The organism is Flavobacterium stagni (assembly GCF_004122105.1).
Taxonomy (GTDB): domain Bacteria; phylum Bacteroidota; class Bacteroidia; order Flavobacteriales; family Flavobacteriaceae; genus Flavobacterium; species Flavobacterium stagni.
In genome coordinates, this window is record NZ_SBKN01000001.1 from 824,217 (window position 1) to 842,639 (window position 18,423).

General features: G+C 39.7%; 14 protein-coding genes. All 14 read right to left on the reverse strand.

Annotated features, from left to right (window positions below):
- Positions 1–7: 7 nt before the first annotated feature.
- Entirely contained in the window at positions 8–3,145 is a 3,138-nt protein-coding gene (locus EQG61_RS03595) for a SusC/RagA family TonB-linked outer membrane protein (protein WP_235829020.1), read from the reverse strand.
- A 294-nt stretch (positions 3,146–3,439) separates the two neighbouring features.
- The gene (locus EQG61_RS03600; RefSeq protein WP_129460519.1) at positions 3,440–6,262 is read right to left on the reverse strand and encodes a helix-turn-helix and ligand-binding sensor domain-containing protein; all 2,823 of its coding nucleotides are present in this window, start codon (positions 6,260–6,262) and stop codon (positions 3,440–3,442) included.
- Between the two features lie 186 nt (positions 6,263–6,448).
- Positions 6,449–6,889, reverse strand: a complete 441-nt coding sequence (locus tag EQG61_RS03605) for a LexA family protein (protein ID WP_129460520.1) — start codon at positions 6,887–6,889, stop codon at positions 6,449–6,451.
- Positions 6,880–8,148 (reverse strand): Y-family DNA polymerase, encoded by a 1,269-nt coding sequence (locus EQG61_RS03610; protein WP_129460521.1) that lies wholly within the window; start codon positions 8,146–8,148, stop codon positions 6,880–6,882. Before EQG61_RS03610 ends, EQG61_RS03605 begins: the two co-directional genes overlap by 10 nt.
- A 117-nt stretch (positions 8,149–8,265) precedes the next feature.
- Positions 8,266–9,636, reverse strand: coding sequence for an NADH-quinone oxidoreductase subunit N (locus tag EQG61_RS03615; protein WP_129460522.1), 1,371 nt, complete (start codon positions 9,634–9,636; stop codon positions 8,266–8,268).
- A gap of 13 nt (positions 9,637–9,649) precedes the next feature.
- Positions 9,650–11,089, reverse strand: a complete 1,440-nt coding sequence (locus EQG61_RS03620) for a complex I subunit 4 family protein (protein ID WP_129460523.1) — start codon at positions 11,087–11,089, stop codon at positions 9,650–9,652.
- Positions 11,090–11,096: 7 nt separating this feature from the next.
- Positions 11,097–12,983, reverse strand: coding sequence for an NADH-quinone oxidoreductase subunit L (nuoL, locus tag EQG61_RS03625; protein ID WP_129460524.1), 1,887 nt, complete (start codon positions 12,981–12,983; stop codon positions 11,097–11,099).
- Between the two features lie 6 nt (positions 12,984–12,989).
- Positions 12,990–13,310: an NADH-quinone oxidoreductase subunit NuoK gene (gene nuoK, locus EQG61_RS03630; RefSeq protein ID WP_129460525.1), complete on the reverse strand. Its 321-nt coding sequence runs from the start codon at positions 13,308–13,310 to the stop codon at positions 12,990–12,992.
- A 2-nt stretch (positions 13,311–13,312) separates the two neighbouring features.
- The gene (locus EQG61_RS03635) at positions 13,313–13,825 is read right to left on the reverse strand and encodes an NADH-quinone oxidoreductase subunit J family protein (RefSeq protein WP_129460526.1); all 513 of its coding nucleotides are present in this window, start codon (positions 13,823–13,825) and stop codon (positions 13,313–13,315) included.
- Positions 13,826–13,827: 2 nt separating this feature from the next.
- Complete coding sequence (locus EQG61_RS03640) at positions 13,828–14,373, reverse strand: NuoI/complex I 23 kDa subunit family protein (protein WP_129460527.1); 546 nt, start codon at positions 14,371–14,373, stop codon at positions 13,828–13,830.
- A gap of 10 nt (positions 14,374–14,383) precedes the next feature.
- Complete coding sequence (nuoH, locus tag EQG61_RS03645; RefSeq protein WP_129460528.1) at positions 14,384–15,415, reverse strand: NADH-quinone oxidoreductase subunit NuoH; 1,032 nt, start codon at positions 15,413–15,415, stop codon at positions 14,384–14,386.
- Between the two features lies 1 nt (position 15,416).
- Positions 15,417–16,460: a 2Fe-2S iron-sulfur cluster-binding protein gene (locus tag EQG61_RS03650; protein ID WP_129460529.1), complete on the reverse strand. Its 1,044-nt coding sequence runs from the start codon at positions 16,458–16,460 to the stop codon at positions 15,417–15,419.
- A gap of 59 nt (positions 16,461–16,519) precedes the next feature.
- Entirely contained in the window at positions 16,520–17,884 is a 1,365-nt protein-coding gene (gene nuoF, locus EQG61_RS03655; RefSeq protein ID WP_129460530.1) for an NADH-quinone oxidoreductase subunit NuoF, read from the reverse strand.
- 4 nt (positions 17,885–17,888) lie between these two features.
- Positions 17,889–18,419 (reverse strand): complex I 24 kDa subunit family protein, encoded by a 531-nt coding sequence (locus tag EQG61_RS03660; protein ID WP_129460531.1) that lies wholly within the window; start codon positions 18,417–18,419, stop codon positions 17,889–17,891.
- Positions 18,420–18,423 lie beyond the last annotated feature (4 nt).

Here is an 18,423-nt window from a genome sequence, read left to right on the forward strand (position 1 = left end):
ATTTATATTAGAATTGAAGATTAGCACCAAAGAAATACGTTCTAGGTTGTGGATAATATCCTTTATCAATACCCATTACAGTTCCACCAATTTCTGGGTCGTATCCGTTGTATTTAGTCAAGGTGATTAAGTTTTCACCAGAAACATAAAAGCGAACTTTAGAAGCACCGATTTTCTTGATTACATTAGCAGGTAAGCTATACCCTAATTGAACAATTTTCAAACGGATATAGTCTCCTTTTTGTAAATAGAAGTCAGACATTCTACCAAAGTTACCATTGGTATCATTGCTGGTAATTCTTGGGAAGTCATTTGATGTTCCTTCTCCTGTCCAACGATTCAATACATCTGTTGTAAAGTTACCTTCACTGATGTCTAAACGACGGTAGCCTTGGAAAATTTTGTTGCCAGCTACCCCTTGTGTAAACACATACAAGTCAAATCCTTTGTAATCAGCATTAAAGGTAAAACCAAAAGTGTATTTTGGAATAGGCGAACCTAAGAATTTTTTATCAGCATCAGTAATTTGTCCGTCACCGTTGTTATCTACCCAACGGAAGTCTCCAGGTTGTGCATTCGGTTGAATTAAACCTCCTGTTGAATTAGTGTAAGCGTTGATTTCCGCTTGATTTTGGAAAATACCAGCCGTTTGGAAACCATAGAAAGAGTTGTATGCTTCACCTACTTGAGAACGTGTAACAGGACCCATTGACTGGAATCCAGGGGCATCTTGTGTAATGAAATCTACACCGGCACCAATATTGGTCACTTCATTTTTCAAAGTAGAGAAGTTAGCACTCGCCGATAAATTTAATTCACCGATTTGTTTTTTGTAGCCCATTTCAAACTCTATCCCTCTATTGGTCATGTCGGCCACGTTTGCCCATGGTAAGTCAGCAACTCCAACATATCCAGGAATACGAACTTGTTGTAAGATACCCGATGTTTTTTTGTTATAATATTCAACGGTTAAGTTGAAGTTTTTAAACAAACGTGCATCAAAACCAATGTTAGTTTGTTTGGTTTCTTCCCAATGTAAATCAGGGTTTTCTACTGTACGGATGGTGTTTCCTGTAAAGATTTGACCATCAGGACCTAAGGTGTAATTGTATCCCCCTGAAATTGCAGATGCATAATAGAAGTTACCTAAGCTTCCTGTATCTCCTGTAACCCCGTAACCTGCACGGAATTTTAAGAATTCAATCACTTTGTTTTCTTTCCAGAAATCTTCTTTTGAAGCGACCCAACCTAAAGAAACAGAAGGGAATTTACCGTATTTGTTGTTTCTACCGAATTTAGTCGAACCATCTATACGATAAATACCATTGAAAAGGTATTTTTCTTTGTAGTCGTAGGTTAAACGAGCAATTGTAGAAGTTATTTTATGTGGAATAAAGTCATAACTATATCCTTTTTTATCTGCTTCTGCTACTGCATAGTTAAAGTTAGCATCTTGATAGTTGTTTACGGGTAATCCCGAGTGGGTTACACCCATGTAATATCCAATTCCTTGGTTATTAACTTCATACCCTAACATGGCGCTTACATTATGATCGTTAAAGCGTTTGTCGTAAGTAATGTTATTCGTAATCGTCCAATCCAAAGCACGGCCCATGTTACGGGTTAAGCTGTTTTTACCGGCTACGTTATTGTAGTTAGGATTCAAATAAAACTTGGGTGTGAAGAATTCATTACCCCAAGTAGAGCGTTTTCCTCCGAAGCTTGATCTGAATTTCAAACCGTCGATGATTTTTCCTTCTAAATACATATTCCCAAAGAAATCATCCGACCAACCGTGGTTTCCTTTTAAAATTTGAATTAAGGCTAATGGATTTGCAATTTCTTGACCCACTACGGATGACAAACCATAAGGATTTCCATTTGGATCACGAACTACCCATGGATTTGAATTATAGGGTGCGCTATTTGCAATTACAGGGTCAGTTACAATGTCTGGAGTTGTAGGGTCCAGCATAATTGCGGATCCCATTACACCACCAAATTCTGTGTTTGAGCTTCCAATACCCACATTGGTAATGTTGGCATACGTAAAGTTTTGCCCCAATGTGAAACGGTCAGAAAGTTTGTGTGTAGAGTTCAAACGAACTGTTTTTTTGATCGAATTTGAGATTTCAGAAGCAACAATACCTTCTTGGTTTTGCATCCCTAGAGAAACAAAGAAAGTTGAAGTATCATTTCCACCACTTAAACTTAATTCGTGGTTGGAACGCATCGCATTATTATTGAAAATTTTACTTTGCCAATCTGTTCCAGCACCTAAAGCAGCTGGGTTTGGATATTTGATTGGTCCGCCACCGGCTAACGATTTTTCATTCATAATCGTTGCATATTCTGTAGCATTCAATAAGTTGATTGTTTTTCTAGGAGCAGATGTTCCTGTAAATCCATTGTAACTTACAGACATTTTTCCTTTTTTCCCTTTTTTAGTAGTTATCAAGATAACCCCTTTGGCTGCACGTGTACCATAAATCGCAGCAGATGCAGCATCCTTTAATACCTCCATCGACTCAATATCTTGTTGGTTGATTGCGTTTAAGCTTTCGATAGGCATTACTACGTTATCAATAACAATCAAAGGAGAGTTGTCTCCAAAAGTAGTAACCCCACGAACGCGAATTGTTGCTGTAGAACCTGGAGCTCCTGAATTCGCTGCAACAGTTACCCCACTCACACGACCTTGTAAAGCGGTACCCACGTTTCCATTAGGGACTTTTTCTAAATCTCTTGCATTTACTTTAGAAATAGCACCGGTTACCACACTCTTTTTCTGAGTACCATACCCTACGTTAATCACTACTTCCTCTAATTTGTTGGATTCTTCGGTAAGTTCAATGGTTAATGGACTATCCGAAACAGCAACTTCTTTTGTAGCATACCCTAAGTAGGAAACTACAATCGTTTTTGCATCATTGGGAACATTGAGGGTGAATTTACCGTCAATATCGGTAGAAACGCCCGTTTTGGAACCTTTAACGTTCACATTGGCACCTGCTAAAGGAATGCCTTTGGAACTTACCGTTCCCGTCACTTTTTTTTGTGCGCTAGCCATGGCTGCAAACAAAAAAATCATGGAAAAAAGGAATAATTGATCCCTAAGTTTTCCAGCAAACAGTTTTACTTTCATAAATAAACAGAATTTTTGGTAAGAGTTAATTTTTTCCCAAGCCAAATCACTGACTTGTTAACAAGGTGTTAAATTATTTATTAACGAAATAGGAGATTCAGAATGAACCACAACAAAAAATATACATTTAGAAAAAAAAGCGATAATAATTTCAAGATATCACAACTACGCCCGAAAAATCAGGAGTTTTGAGCCTGTTAATTTTTTTAGCAAATGCGAAATTGGGGATAAAACAGGCTTACGAAAAGGTTTTTGTTAAGGTAATGTTGAGGTAAATTGACCCATTTTGTATAGTTAAATGCTCAAAATGTAGTTCACCAAACCGTCATCATGGAGTAAATTCAGCTTTTTTCGCAAACGATATCGTTTAATCTCTACACTTCGAATCGATATATTGAGCATCGGAGCAATCTCTTTTGAAGATAAATTCAACCGCAAATACGCGCATAATTTTAAATCACTCGGCGTTAAACTCGGATGGGCTTGTTTGATCTTTTTTAAGAAATCTTTATCGACACTATCAAAAGCTTCTCTAAAAGTATTCCAAGATTCATCTTTGGAAATGGTGGTGTTGATTGTTGAAATTACAGATTTAAGACTTTTTCCGTCTGTACTATCTGCAGTTTTCTTTAAGTCTTCTTTGATGATTGCGAGCAATTCGTCTTTCTTAATCAAGGATAGAGTAGAAACAGCCAACTCTCTATTTTTAGCATCAACATCTTGGGACAACTGTTCATTGCGCAATTGCATCAATTGTTTCTCATTTTCTAACGCCGCAATTTCTAATAGTCGGTTGTTTTCTTCTATCAATTTCTCCTGCTGTTTACGGTAGTAATCTTGGTAAAATTTATTAATCTTAAAGGCCAATACAATAAATAAGATCAAGTAAATCACCAAGGCAAGATTGGTTGCGTACCAAGGCTTTAATACTGTAAAATGATATTCCGCAACATTTTCAGGAGTTCCATTAGCCACTTTGGCCCGTACCTTAAACGTATATTCTCCCGCTTCTAAATTCTTGAAGGCTACATTGGTTTTTGAGGTCCATTCACTCCAGTTGGATTGAAAACCTTCTAAAATATATTGATACTCAACATCGATAAAACGATTGTATTGGGGAACCGTGTATGTAAAAACAACATTGTTTTCATCATGCGCAATTTCTCCTTCTGTAGTAATTGAGAGATTCTTTTCACTGTTCTTATTTTCAGATGGTGTCGTTGTTACAGCCGTAATAAGTACACGATGACTTTTTACCTTAAAATCATTAAGATTAATGATGAAATAGCCATCCGTTTTACCCACGAGATAGCGGTTATTTGAAATTGGACTGATATTTTCATAACCCACCATCGGATTGGTAATTACCGTTGGAATCGGAATCTTATGTCTTTTTAATTGTGCGTTGAAATTGCCTGAAGTGAAATAATAAATGTAACTCTTCGTGAACAACCACATTTTATTCGAATTATCCACCGTCAATTTTCCTGAAATGTACTCGTTGTTATTAAAGACTTTACTTAACTCCGTATTCTTTTTAAAGTTACCTGTAGTTTCGTCCAATACAAAAATCCCTTGTTTTCCTGCAAAATAAATGGTGCCGTTGAATTTCGCCAAACCAATATTTTTCCCCTTAGATGGGGTTGATAGTATTGAAAATTTACGCGCCCGTAAATAATCCGGTTGCATAGCTACTTTTATTATTCCTTTGTATTCATGACCCACATATAAATTATTCTTTCGGTCAATTTCAAAATAACGCGAGGAAATATCAAATCCGGCAACTTTATTTCGATACACCCACTGATTGCCGACTTTTTGCAATACAGAAAGTCCGTTGTAATTTCCTTGAATCAACCAATCCGGATGACCATTCACCCGATTGAACATCCATGTTCCAGTCTGTCGGGCAATATGTTCTACCGACCCACCAGTTACAATAAACGTTCCTTGATCGTGGCCGCAAAACAATTTTCCATCATAGGCATACAACGACCATACCTGTCCTTTTGTTCCCGGAACCAACTGGAAATTTCCTCCCGTAGCCTGGTTGCGATAGAATAAACCTTGGTTGGTTCCCAAATAAATGTAATCTCCAAACCGAATCGATGCATATACCGTTCCCAAATAACCGCCGTCATCTTTGTAACTGCGTATCGGCGATTGCAAATTGATGCAGTCAATTCCATTGTCCAGACCCAACCATAAATTGTTGTCCGTATCTTCATTTAATGACAAAACGGTATTGTTGCTCAATCCCAGATTCTGAATGATATGGTAGCGTATTTTACCATTGCGGTCCAAAATATAGATCCCATTGGAAATCGTTCCTAACGCATAGCCACCATCAGAAAGTTTTTTAGCCGAAAAAATCGAATTGACTCCCAACTCAGCCTCCGATTCAAAATGATAGTCTTCTAATAGATGATCTTTTAATTTAAAAACACCCGCGCGTTCCGTTTGCAACAAAAGCCCATCCTCTCCTGGATAAATTTCGACAATACGGTTGTTCTGTATCCGCGGATCATTGCTCACCAAAACACTTTTCCCATTGACAATTTCAAACAATCCTTCGCCTATACCTTGAAAATAAATGGAGTTATTGGTTTTGTAACAGCGAAATATATAGGGATGCTTATCGATAAATTGAAAAGTTCCCGAACGGGTATCATACACATAAATGCGGTTGAACGATTGAAATAAAACCCATTTGTCCAAATGAATGATGTTCCAAAAATGCTCGTCTTCAATCAACTTATTCTTGATTTTAGCCGATAGCGAAGTGTACTTTAAACGACCGTTGGCTTGGCGGTCCCAATACCCAAACTCCATATAACAACCCGTAAAAATGCGGTTGCCCACCACTTTTACCGAACGAACAATCGTTTCATTAGGCGACGGATATAAGGTCCACTCGGCACCATTAAATTCCAGCAACCCTTCATTATTCGCAAAATAAATGAATTCATTCTGGCCCTGCGCCACCATCCAGTTCTGATTCCCAGCGTGGTAATTGGTCGATGGATACTTAATAATCGGAGGAAGTTCTTGCGCATACAAAGACGTTGTCAGTAAGCCAATCCAAAAAGTGCACAAAGCAACCAAGCGAAGTTTCATAAAATCTGTGGTGTTTAGGTAGTATCAAAGATAAAATTTCCCGCGAAATCCTACTATTTTTTTGGGCACCCGGGCGCGCTATCCGCTATTCCTGCCTGCCGGCAAAGGCAGGTCCCTCCACTCCGTTACGGGGATGCCGCTCCTATCCCTGGTGCAAATCGCTGCTTTAATCAAGTGTGGTTTATTTCACCCCACACTTTTAATCACATAAGTCACAATGCCCCAAATGATCAATTCGTTTTCTTCGGTAATTTTTATAGGAGGGAAAACCGGGTTTTCGGGCATTAAGTACACCGCGTCTTTTTCCTTATGGATCCGTTTTACCGTAAACTCACCGTCGATAAAACAAACGGCAATTTTATTATTCGTCGGTTCCAAACTGCGGTCAATAACCATAATATCGCCATCATCAATACCCGCACCAATCATTGACGTCCCACTGGCTTTCGCGTAAAATGTGGCTTCACGGTTGCGCACCAATACATGGTCCAAACTGATTTTCGCTTCATCAAAGTCTGCAGCCGGTGAAGGAAATCCCGCTTTGATCCCGCCTGCAAAATACGAAACCCCTTCACTGGCGGTGAAGTCCGGAATAAAAAACGTCAGTTTTGTAGGTTCTAGCGACATTGTACGGTAATGATATCGTTAATATTGGTTGTAAATTTAGGCGATAAATAGTTCTGTTTCATCTTCCAGGTCCGATTCAAGTCGTGCATGCCCAACCGAATTTTTCGTTCGCCCGTTTTTTTGAAATACGTATCCATGACTTTCATCAAGGCTTCATGCTTCGGATTCTCGTCTTGAAATAAATTGTATTGTTTCTGATTTTCTGGGGTAATCGCCGAAACAATCACGCCCGTTTTTTTATATTCTTCACCCTCACGGTACAGTTGTTCAATCATTTTTGTCGCCACTTTTCCCAAGGTTATACTGGAATTCGTCGGGAAAGGCAGCGTTTCTTGCGCATAAAAATTGTACCGTCCGTTGTCGGGATTGTGAAATTTGTCTTTTCGTAAATACACGGTCACCACTTGACAATTGGAATGTTGCTTGCGCAATTTTTCACCACAAACCGAGGCAAAGGTAGAAACGCGTTCTTTCAGTTCGTTTAGATTCGCAATACGTCCTTCAAAGCTTCGGGTCACGGCAATGTGTTTTTTGTCTTTGGCTTCTTCCATTTCCAATACCGATTGCCCGAGGAGTTCCAACCGTAGACGATTCCCTACAACACCCATTTCCTTTTGGATAAAAACTTCGTGCTGCGGCAGTGTAAAGTCATAGGCCGTCAGAATGTTTTTTGCCTTCATCTTTTTCGTTAGGCGAAAGCCAATTCCCCAAACGTCTTCAATTTTGGTCCACTTCAGTGCTTTGATTCGTTTTTCTTCCGAATCGATAACATACGAACCACCCGTGCGGTCTGGGTATTTTTTGGCAATTTTATTGGCAATTTTGGATAACGCTTTTGATGGGGCAAATCCAACACAGATGGGAATGCTCAACCATTTTTGAACGCGTTTGCGCATTTGGATGCCATACTCCTGTAAATCAGCTATGGGCATTCCGTCAAAATTGAGAAAGGCTTCGTCAATGCTGTACACTTCGACATGAGGCGTAAAACCTTCTAAAATTTTCATCACCCGACTACTCATGTCACCATAGAGCGCATAATTGGAAGAAAACACATGAATACCGTGTTTATTGATTAAATCCCTACATTCAAATTCGGGAGCACCCATAGGTATGCCCAAGTCTTTTGCTTCATAACTGCGCGCAATCACGCAACCGTCGTTATTCGACAAAACCACGATAGGTTTCCCGATTAACTGCGGCTGGAACACCCGTTCACACGAAGCGTAAAAGTTATTGCAATCCACTAATGCATACATGGGATAAAATTAGGAATTCGATCCCAAAAGTGAAGTTGGAACAAGCGTTAAATTTCACGATTGTTCATAAAAAAAGGCTGCCCTTTAGAGACAGCCTTGTATAGTGAGTTTTGCGTTTTATTTTAATAAATCAAACATGCAGCCTGGGTAAATTCCCATCCCGATGTTTAATGCGATTGCCAAAACAGCCACAACGGTGTACACCCATGGGAACGAAGTCGTTTCTGCATCTGCGTCTTTGTTGTACATGGCCAAAATCAATTTGAAGTAGTAGCCAATACTAATGATCGAACTGATAACTCCGGCAATAACCGCTACTAAATAACCGGCTTCAATCGTTTGTGTGAACAAAGAAAACTTAGCGAAGAATCCAGCAAAGATTGGAATACCCGCCATCGATAACAACGACATGGTTAACACCGCTGCCAAAACAGGATTCGTTTTTCCTAAGCCATTAAAGTCGGATACATTTTGAGTAGCCTTATTTTTAGTCACCGAAGTAATCACGGCAAACGAAGCAATTCCTGCAAAGGCATAAGCTGCGGTATAGTAAAATAAAGTACCTGCTGCAGTGGTCAAACTTAATAAAGCCAACAACATAAAGCCCGCATGTGAAATCCCTGAAAAGGCCATCATACGTTTTACGTTTTCTTGACGAAGTGCCAACAAGTTACCTACAGCCATCGTTAAGATCGCAATGGCCACAATTACAACTTGGAACAAATGTGGCATATTCGCATTCAAAGAGGTAACCAATTTATAAAGCGTAGCTACAGCAACTACCTTGGCTAAGGTACTCATCGTGGCGGTAACTAAGGTAGGCGAACCTTCATACACGTCTGGAGCCCAGAAATGGAAAGGTGCCGCTGCAATTTTAAACAACATACCAATCAAGATCATGGCGATACCAAAGTAGAACCAAACGGGTAAGCCCGCACCTTGAGATAAAGCATAAATTTCAGCCACATCAAAATAGCCGGTAGCCCCGTAAACCAAACAGATCCCGAAAAGAATAAATCCAGAGGCAAATGAACCCAATAGGAAATATTTCATCCCCGCTTCGTTACTTAAAATGCTCAAACGGTCACTTCCCGCCAAGATATATAAGGAGATAGAAAGGATTTCGATCCCCAAGAAAAACATCGATAAATTTCCGAAAGAAACCATAGCTACGGCTCCTGCTAATAAGAAAATTTTAATAGCAATAAAATCTGAAAACTTTGACGGTTTATCTTTATAAAAATCACCACTCATCGCAAGGATGAAAATCGTCAATACGATAAATAAGCTGGAAAATGCAACCGAGAAATTGTTCACAATTACCATGTTGTTGTACCACGCAGAAGGATGGTCAAACTCGGAAACCGTGATTCCAAGAATGGCGATTAGTCCCAATACTGCAACGGGAACGATGGCTTTTCTCAGATTGATGATTTCAGCAAAAAGACAGAAGATGCCTAAACCTGATATAGCAATTAATGTATTCATTCGTATGACGTAATTAAGAACGGTTTATTTGAGTTAGAATTTCCTGAATACTTGGATTCACTAAATCCAAGAGGGGTTTTGGATACAATCCAAAGAACAAAAGGAAGGCAATAAGCACAACCATTACCACAGTTTCACCTACAGTTACATCGGCAAAAAGTTTAGCGTTGGTTTCACCTAGCATTACATTTTGGAACATTTTCAACATATAATACGCTCCTAAAATGATAGTGGTACCACCAATTACCGCATACCAAACATTGATTTGCGATAAACTATACAATACAGTGAATTCCCCAACGAAGTTATAGGTTCCTGGTAATGCAACAGAAGCCAACACCAAAATCATGAATAAGGAAGTGAATTTCGGCGTTTGTGTACGAATACCACCCATATCGGCAATTGTGCGTGTTTCATAACGACGGTAGATGATTTCAGCCGCATAGAACAAACCAACGATGACAAAACCGTGCGCAATCATTTGAGAAACGGCACCGCTTAATCCATCATAGGTAAGTGTATAACAACCTGCGGCAATCAAACCAACGTGTGCTAAAGACGAATACGCCAATAATTTCTTCAAATCCTTTTGGCGTAAAGCCACAATAGATCCGTAGATTACACCCGCAATGCTCAAACCTAATACCAATGGCATATACGTTTTAGCCGCTTCAGGTGCTATGGGTAACTGCCAACGCATTACGCTGTACAATCCCATTTTAAGCATTATACCCGAAAGTAACATGGTACCTACAGTGGGTGCTTTTTGATACACCTCGGCCTGCCAAGTATGGAAAGGAATTACCGGAATTTTAATCGCATAGGCTAAAAAGAACGCGAAGAAAATCCAAGTTTGTTCACAAGAACTTAATTTCAATTGGTACAAATCGGTCAATAAGAAACTTCCCGCTTTGTGGTACAAATACGCAAAAGCCACCAACATGAACAACGAACCTCCTAGGGTGTAAATAAAGAATTTTAAAACCGCTTTTTTACGTGCTTCGATAGCATCATTACCCCACAATAAAGCGATGAAGTAAATCGGTATCAAGGCCAATTCCCAGAAGATATAGTATAACAACCCATCCGCTGCCAAGAAGGTTCCAGCCATAGCAAAAGCCATGAAAAGAACTAACGCATAAAAGTTTTTGGCACTTTTGAATTGATTAGCAAACGAGGATAAAATAATTAACGGCGTTAGTGCTGTGGTCAATAAGACCATGGCCAAAGATAATCCGTCCACTTTTAAAGCAAAATAGGCTTTGGGAGCGGATATCCAAGGATACGAAACATTCAGCGAACTAAACTGTTGTACGGTGGTTAATAGGTAAACGGTCACTCCTAAAGCTGCTGCACTGAATAGTAAAGCGACTTTGGAAGCCAATTTATCTCCCGCAATAAAAGTAATTACGGCACCTACGAAAAGTAATAATAATAGTGTAGTAACGTCCATCAGTTAATTATTTATTAGCTAAAAACAAATAGATGAAAATCGCGCTGAATCCAATCACAAAAGCAAAAAGATACAAACCGATACTTCCATTTTGTACTCGACTTCCCAAACTTCCTAAGCCATTGGCTAAAGATCCTAAACCATAAACCAAACGGGATAAAGCTGGTTCTAAGGTTTCACGGAAGAAGTTGGACAAGCCATTAATAGGTTTCACGATTAACGCCATATACGCTTCATCGACATAATATTTATTGTATACCGTTTTGGCAAAACCATCGATATCTTGGTCTTCTTTAGGTACATAACCTCCTTTAAGGTATTTGTTATACGCTAAGCCAATACCAATCAATCCACCCGCAACTGCAATGGCCATTAATGTATATTCTGTGGTACCTAAATGATGTTCGGCATGATGTGCTTCACTGAATAAAGGTGCGAGGTATTGGTTCAACCAACTGTTTCCAAACGGTAAGCTAATTAATCCACCCACTAATGATAGAATAGCTAAAACAATCAACGGGAACGTGATTAAGCCCGGACTCTCGTGTAAATGATGTTTCTGTTCTTCGGTACCGCGGAAATCTTTGTAAAAGGTAAGGTACATCAAACGGAACATATAGAAAGCCGTCATGATAGAAGCTAACGAAGCAATCACCCACAAAGGAATGTTGGCGTGGAAAGCCGTCATCAAAATTTCATCTTTAGAGAAGAAACCAGAAAACGGTGGAATTCCTGAAATAGCCAAGGTAGCAATCAACATAGTCATAAAGGTGATTGGCATAATTTTACGCAATCCACCCATTCTACGCATATCTTGTTCGTGATGCATGGCGTGAATCACCGAACCTGAACCCAAGAACAAACACGCTTTGAAGAAGGCATGTGTGATTACATGGAATACTGCTACGTTGTACGCTCCTAATCCTAAGGCTAAGAACATTAAACCTAATTGTGAAACGGTTGAATACGCCAATACTTTTTTAATGTCATTTTGTAAAAGTCCGATCGAAGCAGCTACTAAAGCCGTTACCGCACCAACAATTGCAATGATATTTTGAACAAAAGGTGTAAGATCAAATAAGAAATTCAAGCGTGTAATCATAAAGATACCTGCTGTTACCATTGTAGCTGCGTGAATCAACGCCGAAACAGGAGTTGGTCCTGCCATCGCATCGGGTAACCACGTATATAAAGGTAATTGAGCTGATTTTCCAGTTGCTCCAATGAATAAACACAAAGCGGCAACGGTTAATTTAGCGGTATCTGCATTACCTGCAGTGATGGCTGCTTTTAATTGGCCATAATCCAATGTAGAGAACATCGACCCTAAAATAAAAATTCCAATTAGAAACCCTAAATCCCCAATACGGTTCATGATAAAGGCTTTTTTCGCAGCATCGTTGTAATCTTGGTTTTTATACCAGAATCCGATTAAAAGGTAAGAACAAAGTCCGACACCTTCCCAACCAATAAACATGATTAAGATATTACTACCTACCACCAAAGTGATCATGAAAAATACGAACAAATTCAAGTACGAAAAGAACTTGTGCATGTTTTCATCATCGTGCATGTAGCTGATGGAGTAGAGGTGAATCAACGAACCAATTCCGGTAACAAACAATAGCCACAAAAGCGACAATTGGTCCAATAGAATACCAAAATCCAATTTGAAATTACTCACGGAAATCCAATCAAACAATTTCACCGCAATCGGTTTTGCTGTTTGATTTACTTGTAAAAAGAAGTAAACGCTAAGTACAAAAGACAAGGCAACAGCAACAGTACCCAAAGCACCGGCCATTCCTTTTCCTGCTTTTTTACCGAAAAAAACATTTACTAAGAACCCAACAAATGGGGCAAGCAATAATACTAATACTAAATTCTTCTCCATTAGGGCTTATCCTTTTAAGTTCTTCAAATTAGCGATATCAATCGAACCGATATTTCTGAAAATAGCAACCAAAATTGCTAATCCAACGGCAACTTCTGCAGCGGCTACGGCCATTGAGAAGAATACAAATACTTGTCCTTCGGCATCTTGGTGATACGTGGAGAAGGCAACAAATAATAGGTTAACTGCATTCAACATGATTTCAATCGACATGAAAACGATGATGGCATTACGACGGTACAACACTCCGAATACGCCGATACAAAATAGAATCACCGATAGGAAGATGTAGTTTTCGATACCAATATGATTTAAAATATTCTCCATGATTAGTTCGCGTCTTTTTCTTTTTTAGATACTAATACAACTCCCAACATGGCTGCTAATAATAAGATAGAAGCGAATTCGAAAGGAACCATATATTCATTCAACAATACTTTACCCAATGTTTTGATGGATTGGAAGTCTTCACCAGTATAATCGTATTCACCCATAATTGGTTTGGTATCGGTAAATACATAAACCAATACAGCACTCAATACAATAAACACGATAATGGCTGCATAGCGCGTCATACGTGGCTTGTGCACTTCATCCTCTTTGTTCAAATTCATCAACATGAGGGTGAAGAGGAAGAGTACCATAATAGCTCCCGCATAGACTATGAGTTGGACCAAAGCCAAAAATTGGGCATTGAATAACAAATAATGACCCATAATCGAAACCATACAAATTACTAAGTAGATGGCACTATGTATTGGGTTTTTGGTGTAAATGGTCAAGAAAGCTGTGGCTAACGTTACTGCCGACAGAATGTAGAAAATAAGTAATACTGTTGACATGATTAATTTAATTTTTGAGTGTTAGCCATCGCCACTTCAAGCGGCATTACCAATTTATCTTTACCATAGATAAAGTCTTCACGATCGTATTGTGCGGGAACGAGTTCTTTGGAAATCGTCAAATAAATTGCGTCTTTTGGACACGCCTCTTCGCACAAACCACAGAAAATGCATCGCAACATGTTGATTTCATAGATTTCTGCATACTTTTCTTCACGGTACAAATGTTCTTCACCTTTTTTGCGTTCTGCCGCTTTCATAGTGATGGCTTCAGCAGGGCAGGTTAGGGCACATAAACCACAAGCCGTACAATTTTCACGACCCTGTTCGTCACGCTTTAAGGTATGTTTTCCACGGTAAACCGGACTGAATTCGCGAACTTGCTCCGGATAGTGAATCGTTGCTTTTTTACGGAAAAAGTGTTTAATCGTGATCAACAATCCTTTGATGATTGCAACCAGATACAAGCGCTCCCAAAAGGTCATTTCCTTATTGGAAACTTGCTTTTTCTTTCCAGAAAGCGATATGTTTTGAATGGATGTAGCCATATTTTGTTTCTTATTTAAAAGCCAGAATACAAACTCCTGTAATCATGATGTTAATAATCGAAAGCGGGATTAAAATCTTCCAACCCAAATTCATCAATTGGTCATAACGGAAACGCGGTATTGTCCAACGCACCCACATATAGAAGAAAATGAAGAAACAGATTTTAGCGAAAAGCGCCCCAATTCCAAGTAAAGTAGCGGCATTGGTTCCCCAATTTGTACCTACCCAATCCATGCCTGGGTAGTTGTAACCTCCAAAGTATAAAACTGAAATTAAGGTAGAAGAGATGAACATGTTAGCATATTCAGCAAACAAATAGAATCCCATTTTCATCGAAGAATATTCCGTGTGGTATCCACCAATAAGCTCACTTTCACATTCTGCTAAGTCAAAAGGTGTACGGTTTGTTTCCGCAAAAGCACAAATTAAGAAAATCAAGAAACCAACAGGTTGGTACCAAATGTTCCAGTTCATTCCGTGTTGTTGTACTGTAATATCGTGTAAGCTTAACGATCCACTCATCATCAACAAAGCAATGATGGATAGTCCCATAGCTACTTCGTAAGATACCATTTGAGAGGCTGCACGAACAGCACCCATTAAGGAGAACTTATTATTTGAAGCCCAACCCCCAATCATGATTCCGTAAACGCCAACTGAAACAACACCAAAAACATACAAAATCGAAACATCGATGTCTGTGGCTTGTAATTGGATAGTGCGTCCGAACAATTCTAATTTGTCACCCCAAGGAATTACAGCACTCGTAATTAAAGCAGTCGCCATCGCGATTCCAGGTCCGACAAAGAATAAAAATTTGTTGGGTGTATTGGGTTCGAATTCTTCTTTAGCAAATAACTTCAAACCATCGGCAAGCGGTTGTAATAATCCACCCCATCCTGCACGGTTGGGTCCGACACGGTCTTGTAAAAAAGCCGCTACCTTACGCTCTGCCCAAGTAGAATACATAGCCATCAACATGGTAACCGCAAAAACGACTACGATGAAAATACTTTTTTCAATAATTAATGCACTGTCCATGTTATTTCTTTACTTGAGTTCCGTCAATCTTTTCATTATAATCAATGTCGGCCATACTGATTTTTTTACGGTCTTCATCGCGACCCATCAAAATACCTTTTTCCGTATTAATCACAACTTTATCCATTTTACGGGTATAGTTGTTGACATTGATTACCGAATCTTTTTCGAATTTACGAGGACCTTCAATGGTCCAATCCGAAACTTCTTTTTTGTCATAACGACAGGTGTTACAGATGAAATCTTCCACTTCATGGAATTCATCTTTACGTGCCGTTACCCGTTGAATTTCGTTACCAAACATCCAAACTGTTACCTTACCACAACAACCTGGAGTGGTACATTCACGGTGTGCATTGAACGGTTTGTTAAACCATACACGGGATTTGAATCGGAATGTTTTATCGGTCAAAGCACCCACTGGACAAACGTCAATCATATTTCCTGAGAATTCATTGTCGATAGCTGCAGAAACCATGGTCGAAATTTGAGCGTGATCACCACGATTCAAAACTCCATGAACGCGATAGTCAGTCAATTGTTCAGCCACTTGAACACAACGTTGACATAAAATACAACGGTTCATGTGCAACTGAATTTTATCACCTATGTTTTCAGGTTCGAAGGTGCGTTTTTCTTCAATGAATCGCGTTTGTGCTTTTCCGTGTTCGAAACTCAAATTTTGCAAATCACATTCCCCAGCTTGGTCACAAACAGGACAATCAAGCGGGTGATTGATTAATAAAAATTCAGTTACGGCTTTGCGTGCTTCGGTTACACGTTCAGAAGATTTACTATTTACTTCCATGCCGTCCATACAACCTGTCACACAAGAAGCGACTAGTTTTGGCATTGGAGTAGGATTAGCGTCACTACCTTTGGTTACTTCCACTAAACAACAACGGCATTTACCGCCTGTGCCTTTTAGTTTGGAATAGTAACACATGGCTGGAGGAACGACATCGCCTCCAATCATTCGGGCAGCCTGAAGAATGGTGGTCCCAGCTTCTACCTCGATTTCGTGTCCGTCTATTGTTACTTTCATCTTTTGTAGGTTGTCTATTGGAATCCGATAAACTCGTTTTCCATTTTATACAATACTAATTATACGTTTTGTGGAGCCACTAAATGACGCACCTTATCAAAGGGTTCGTGAGTAAAGTGATCTCTGTTTTTGATTTTTTCAGGGAAACGAACATGGTATTCAAATTCTTCTCTGAAGTGACGAATCGCAGCAGCTACGGGCCATGAGGCAGCATCTCCTAAAGGACAAATGGTATTTCCTTCAATTTTGGATTGGATGCTCCATAATAACTCAATATCTTCTTCACGACCTTGGCCGTTTTCGATACGCCATAATACTTTTTCTAACCAACCGGTTCCTTCGCGGCAAGGCGTACATTGACCACAACTTTCATGGTGGTAGAAACGTGCAAAATTCCAAGTGTTGCGAACGATACAAGCGCGATCATCGTACACGATAAATCCACCCGAACCCAACATGGATCCCGTGGCAAATCCACCGTCTGACAAACTTTCGTAAGTCATCAAACGATCGTCCCCGTTGGCTGTTTTATAAATTAAGTGAGCGGGTAAAATTGGCACCGAACTACCTCCAGGTACTAAAGCCTTCAAAGGTCGGTCGGTTTCCATACCGCCACAATATTCGTCTGAGTTGATAAATTCTTCAACAGAAATCCCCAATTCAATTTCATAAACACCCGGTTTTTTGATATTACCTGAAGCCGAAATTAATTTGGTTCCTGTCGAACGGCCGATTCCGATAGCGGCATAATCAGCACCTGAATTATTGATGATCCATGGCACAGCGGCAATGGATTCCACATTATTAACTACGGTTGGGTTAGCCCACAAACCGCTAATCGCAGGAAATGGTGGTTTCAAACGTGGATTTCCGCGTTTTCCTTCCAACGATTCAATCAAAGCCGTTTCTTCTCCACAGATGTAAGCTCCAGCACCACAATGTACGTGTAAATCCAAGTCGTAACCCGAACCTTGAATATTCTTTCCTAACCAACCTGCAGCATACGCTTCTTTAATCGCACGCTCTAAGGTTTTGAACACCCACATGTATTCTCCGCGGATGTAGATATAGGATAGATTCGCTTCCAAAGCAATACTTGACGTAATCATTCCTTCAATTAACAAGTGCGGAATGTATTCCATTAAGTAACGGTCCTTGAATGTTCCCGGTTCCGATTCGTCGGCATTACAAACCAAGTGACGTGGTTTTCCCGACTTTTTATCGATAAAGCTCCACTTCATTCCTACAGGGAATCCAGCACCTCCACGACCGCGCAATCCCGAAGTTTTTACTTCTTCGATGATGGCTTCTGGAGTCATTTTCAAGGCTTTTTCCACGGAGGCATAACCGCCTTCACGACGATATACTTCATAGGATTTAATTCCCGGAACATTGATTTTGTCCAATAATATCTTTCTTCCCATGCTCTTATTTATCGTAAAAAGTTATATCACCGGTTTTACAGTCGTCGATAAGCTGATCGATTTTTTCTTTGGTCAAATGTTCGTGGTAATAGTCGCCCAATTGTAACATCGGCGCATAGCCACAAGCACCCAAACATTCCACACCTCGAACTTCAAATAGTCCGTCAGCGGTAGGTTCAGCGATGCCTACATTTAATTTTTGACAGGTGTAATCCATCAAATCTTCTACGCCGCGTTGACAACAAGGTGAGGTTTGACAGAATTCCAACATATATTTCCCAACCGGTCTTTGGTTGAACATGGTGTAAAAAGTCACCACTTCATAGACTTCGATAGGTTTAATTTCTAATAGTTCGGCTACTTTGTTTTGTAGCTCGATACTCAGCCAATTGTCATGGGCATCCTGAACTTCGTGTAAAACCGGAATCAAAGCCGATTTCTTTTTGTCTGCAGGATAATGACTGACCAACTCGTTGATACGAGCCATCAAGGCATCGGTAATATTTATTTCCTGAGTATAATGGTGTTTTTCCATAGTT

Coding starts and splice junctions, on each gene's coding strand:
- nuoF (WP_129460530.1), bottom strand. CDS start 17,884: ATGGGAAGAAAGATATTATTGGACAAAATCAATGTTCCGGGAATTAAA.
- nuoL (WP_129460524.1), bottom strand. CDS start 12,983: ATGGAGAAGAATTTAGTATTAGTATTATTGCTTGCCCCATTTGTTGGG.
- EQG61_RS03650 (WP_129460529.1), bottom strand. CDS start 16,460: ATGAAAGTAACAATAGACGGACACGAAATCGAGGTAGAAGCTGGGACC.
- EQG61_RS03600 (WP_129460519.1), bottom strand. CDS start 6,262: ATGAAACTTCGCTTGGTTGCTTTGTGCACTTTTTGGATTGGCTTACTG.
- EQG61_RS03640 (WP_129460527.1), bottom strand. CDS start 14,373: ATGGCTACATCCATTCAAAACATATCGCTTTCTGGAAAGAAAAAGCAA.
- EQG61_RS03615 (WP_129460522.1), bottom strand. CDS start 9,636: ATGAATACATTAATTGCTATATCAGGTTTAGGCATCTTCTGTCTTTTT.
- EQG61_RS03610 (WP_129460521.1), bottom strand. CDS start 8,148: ATGTATGCATTAGTGGATTGCAATAACTTTTACGCTTCGTGTGAACGG.
- nuoH (WP_129460528.1), bottom strand. CDS start 15,415: ATGGACAGTGCATTAATTATTGAAAAAAGTATTTTCATCGTAGTCGTT.
- EQG61_RS03635 (WP_129460526.1), bottom strand. CDS start 13,825: ATGTCAACAGTATTACTTATTTTCTACATTCTGTCGGCAGTAACGTTA.
- EQG61_RS03660 (WP_129460531.1), bottom strand. CDS start 18,419: ATGGAAAAACACCATTATACTCAGGAAATAAATATTACCGATGCCTTG.
- EQG61_RS03620 (WP_129460523.1), bottom strand. CDS start 11,089: ATGGACGTTACTACACTATTATTATTACTTTTCGTAGGTGCCGTAATT.
- EQG61_RS03605 (WP_129460520.1), bottom strand. CDS start 6,889: ATGTCGCTAGAACCTACAAAACTGACGTTTTTTATTCCGGACTTCACC.
- nuoK (WP_129460525.1), bottom strand. CDS start 13,310: ATGGAGAATATTTTAAATCATATTGGTATCGAAAACTACATCTTCCTA.
- EQG61_RS03595 (WP_235829020.1), bottom strand. CDS start 3,145: ATGAAAGTAAAACTGTTTGCTGGAAAACTTAGGGATCAATTATTCCTT.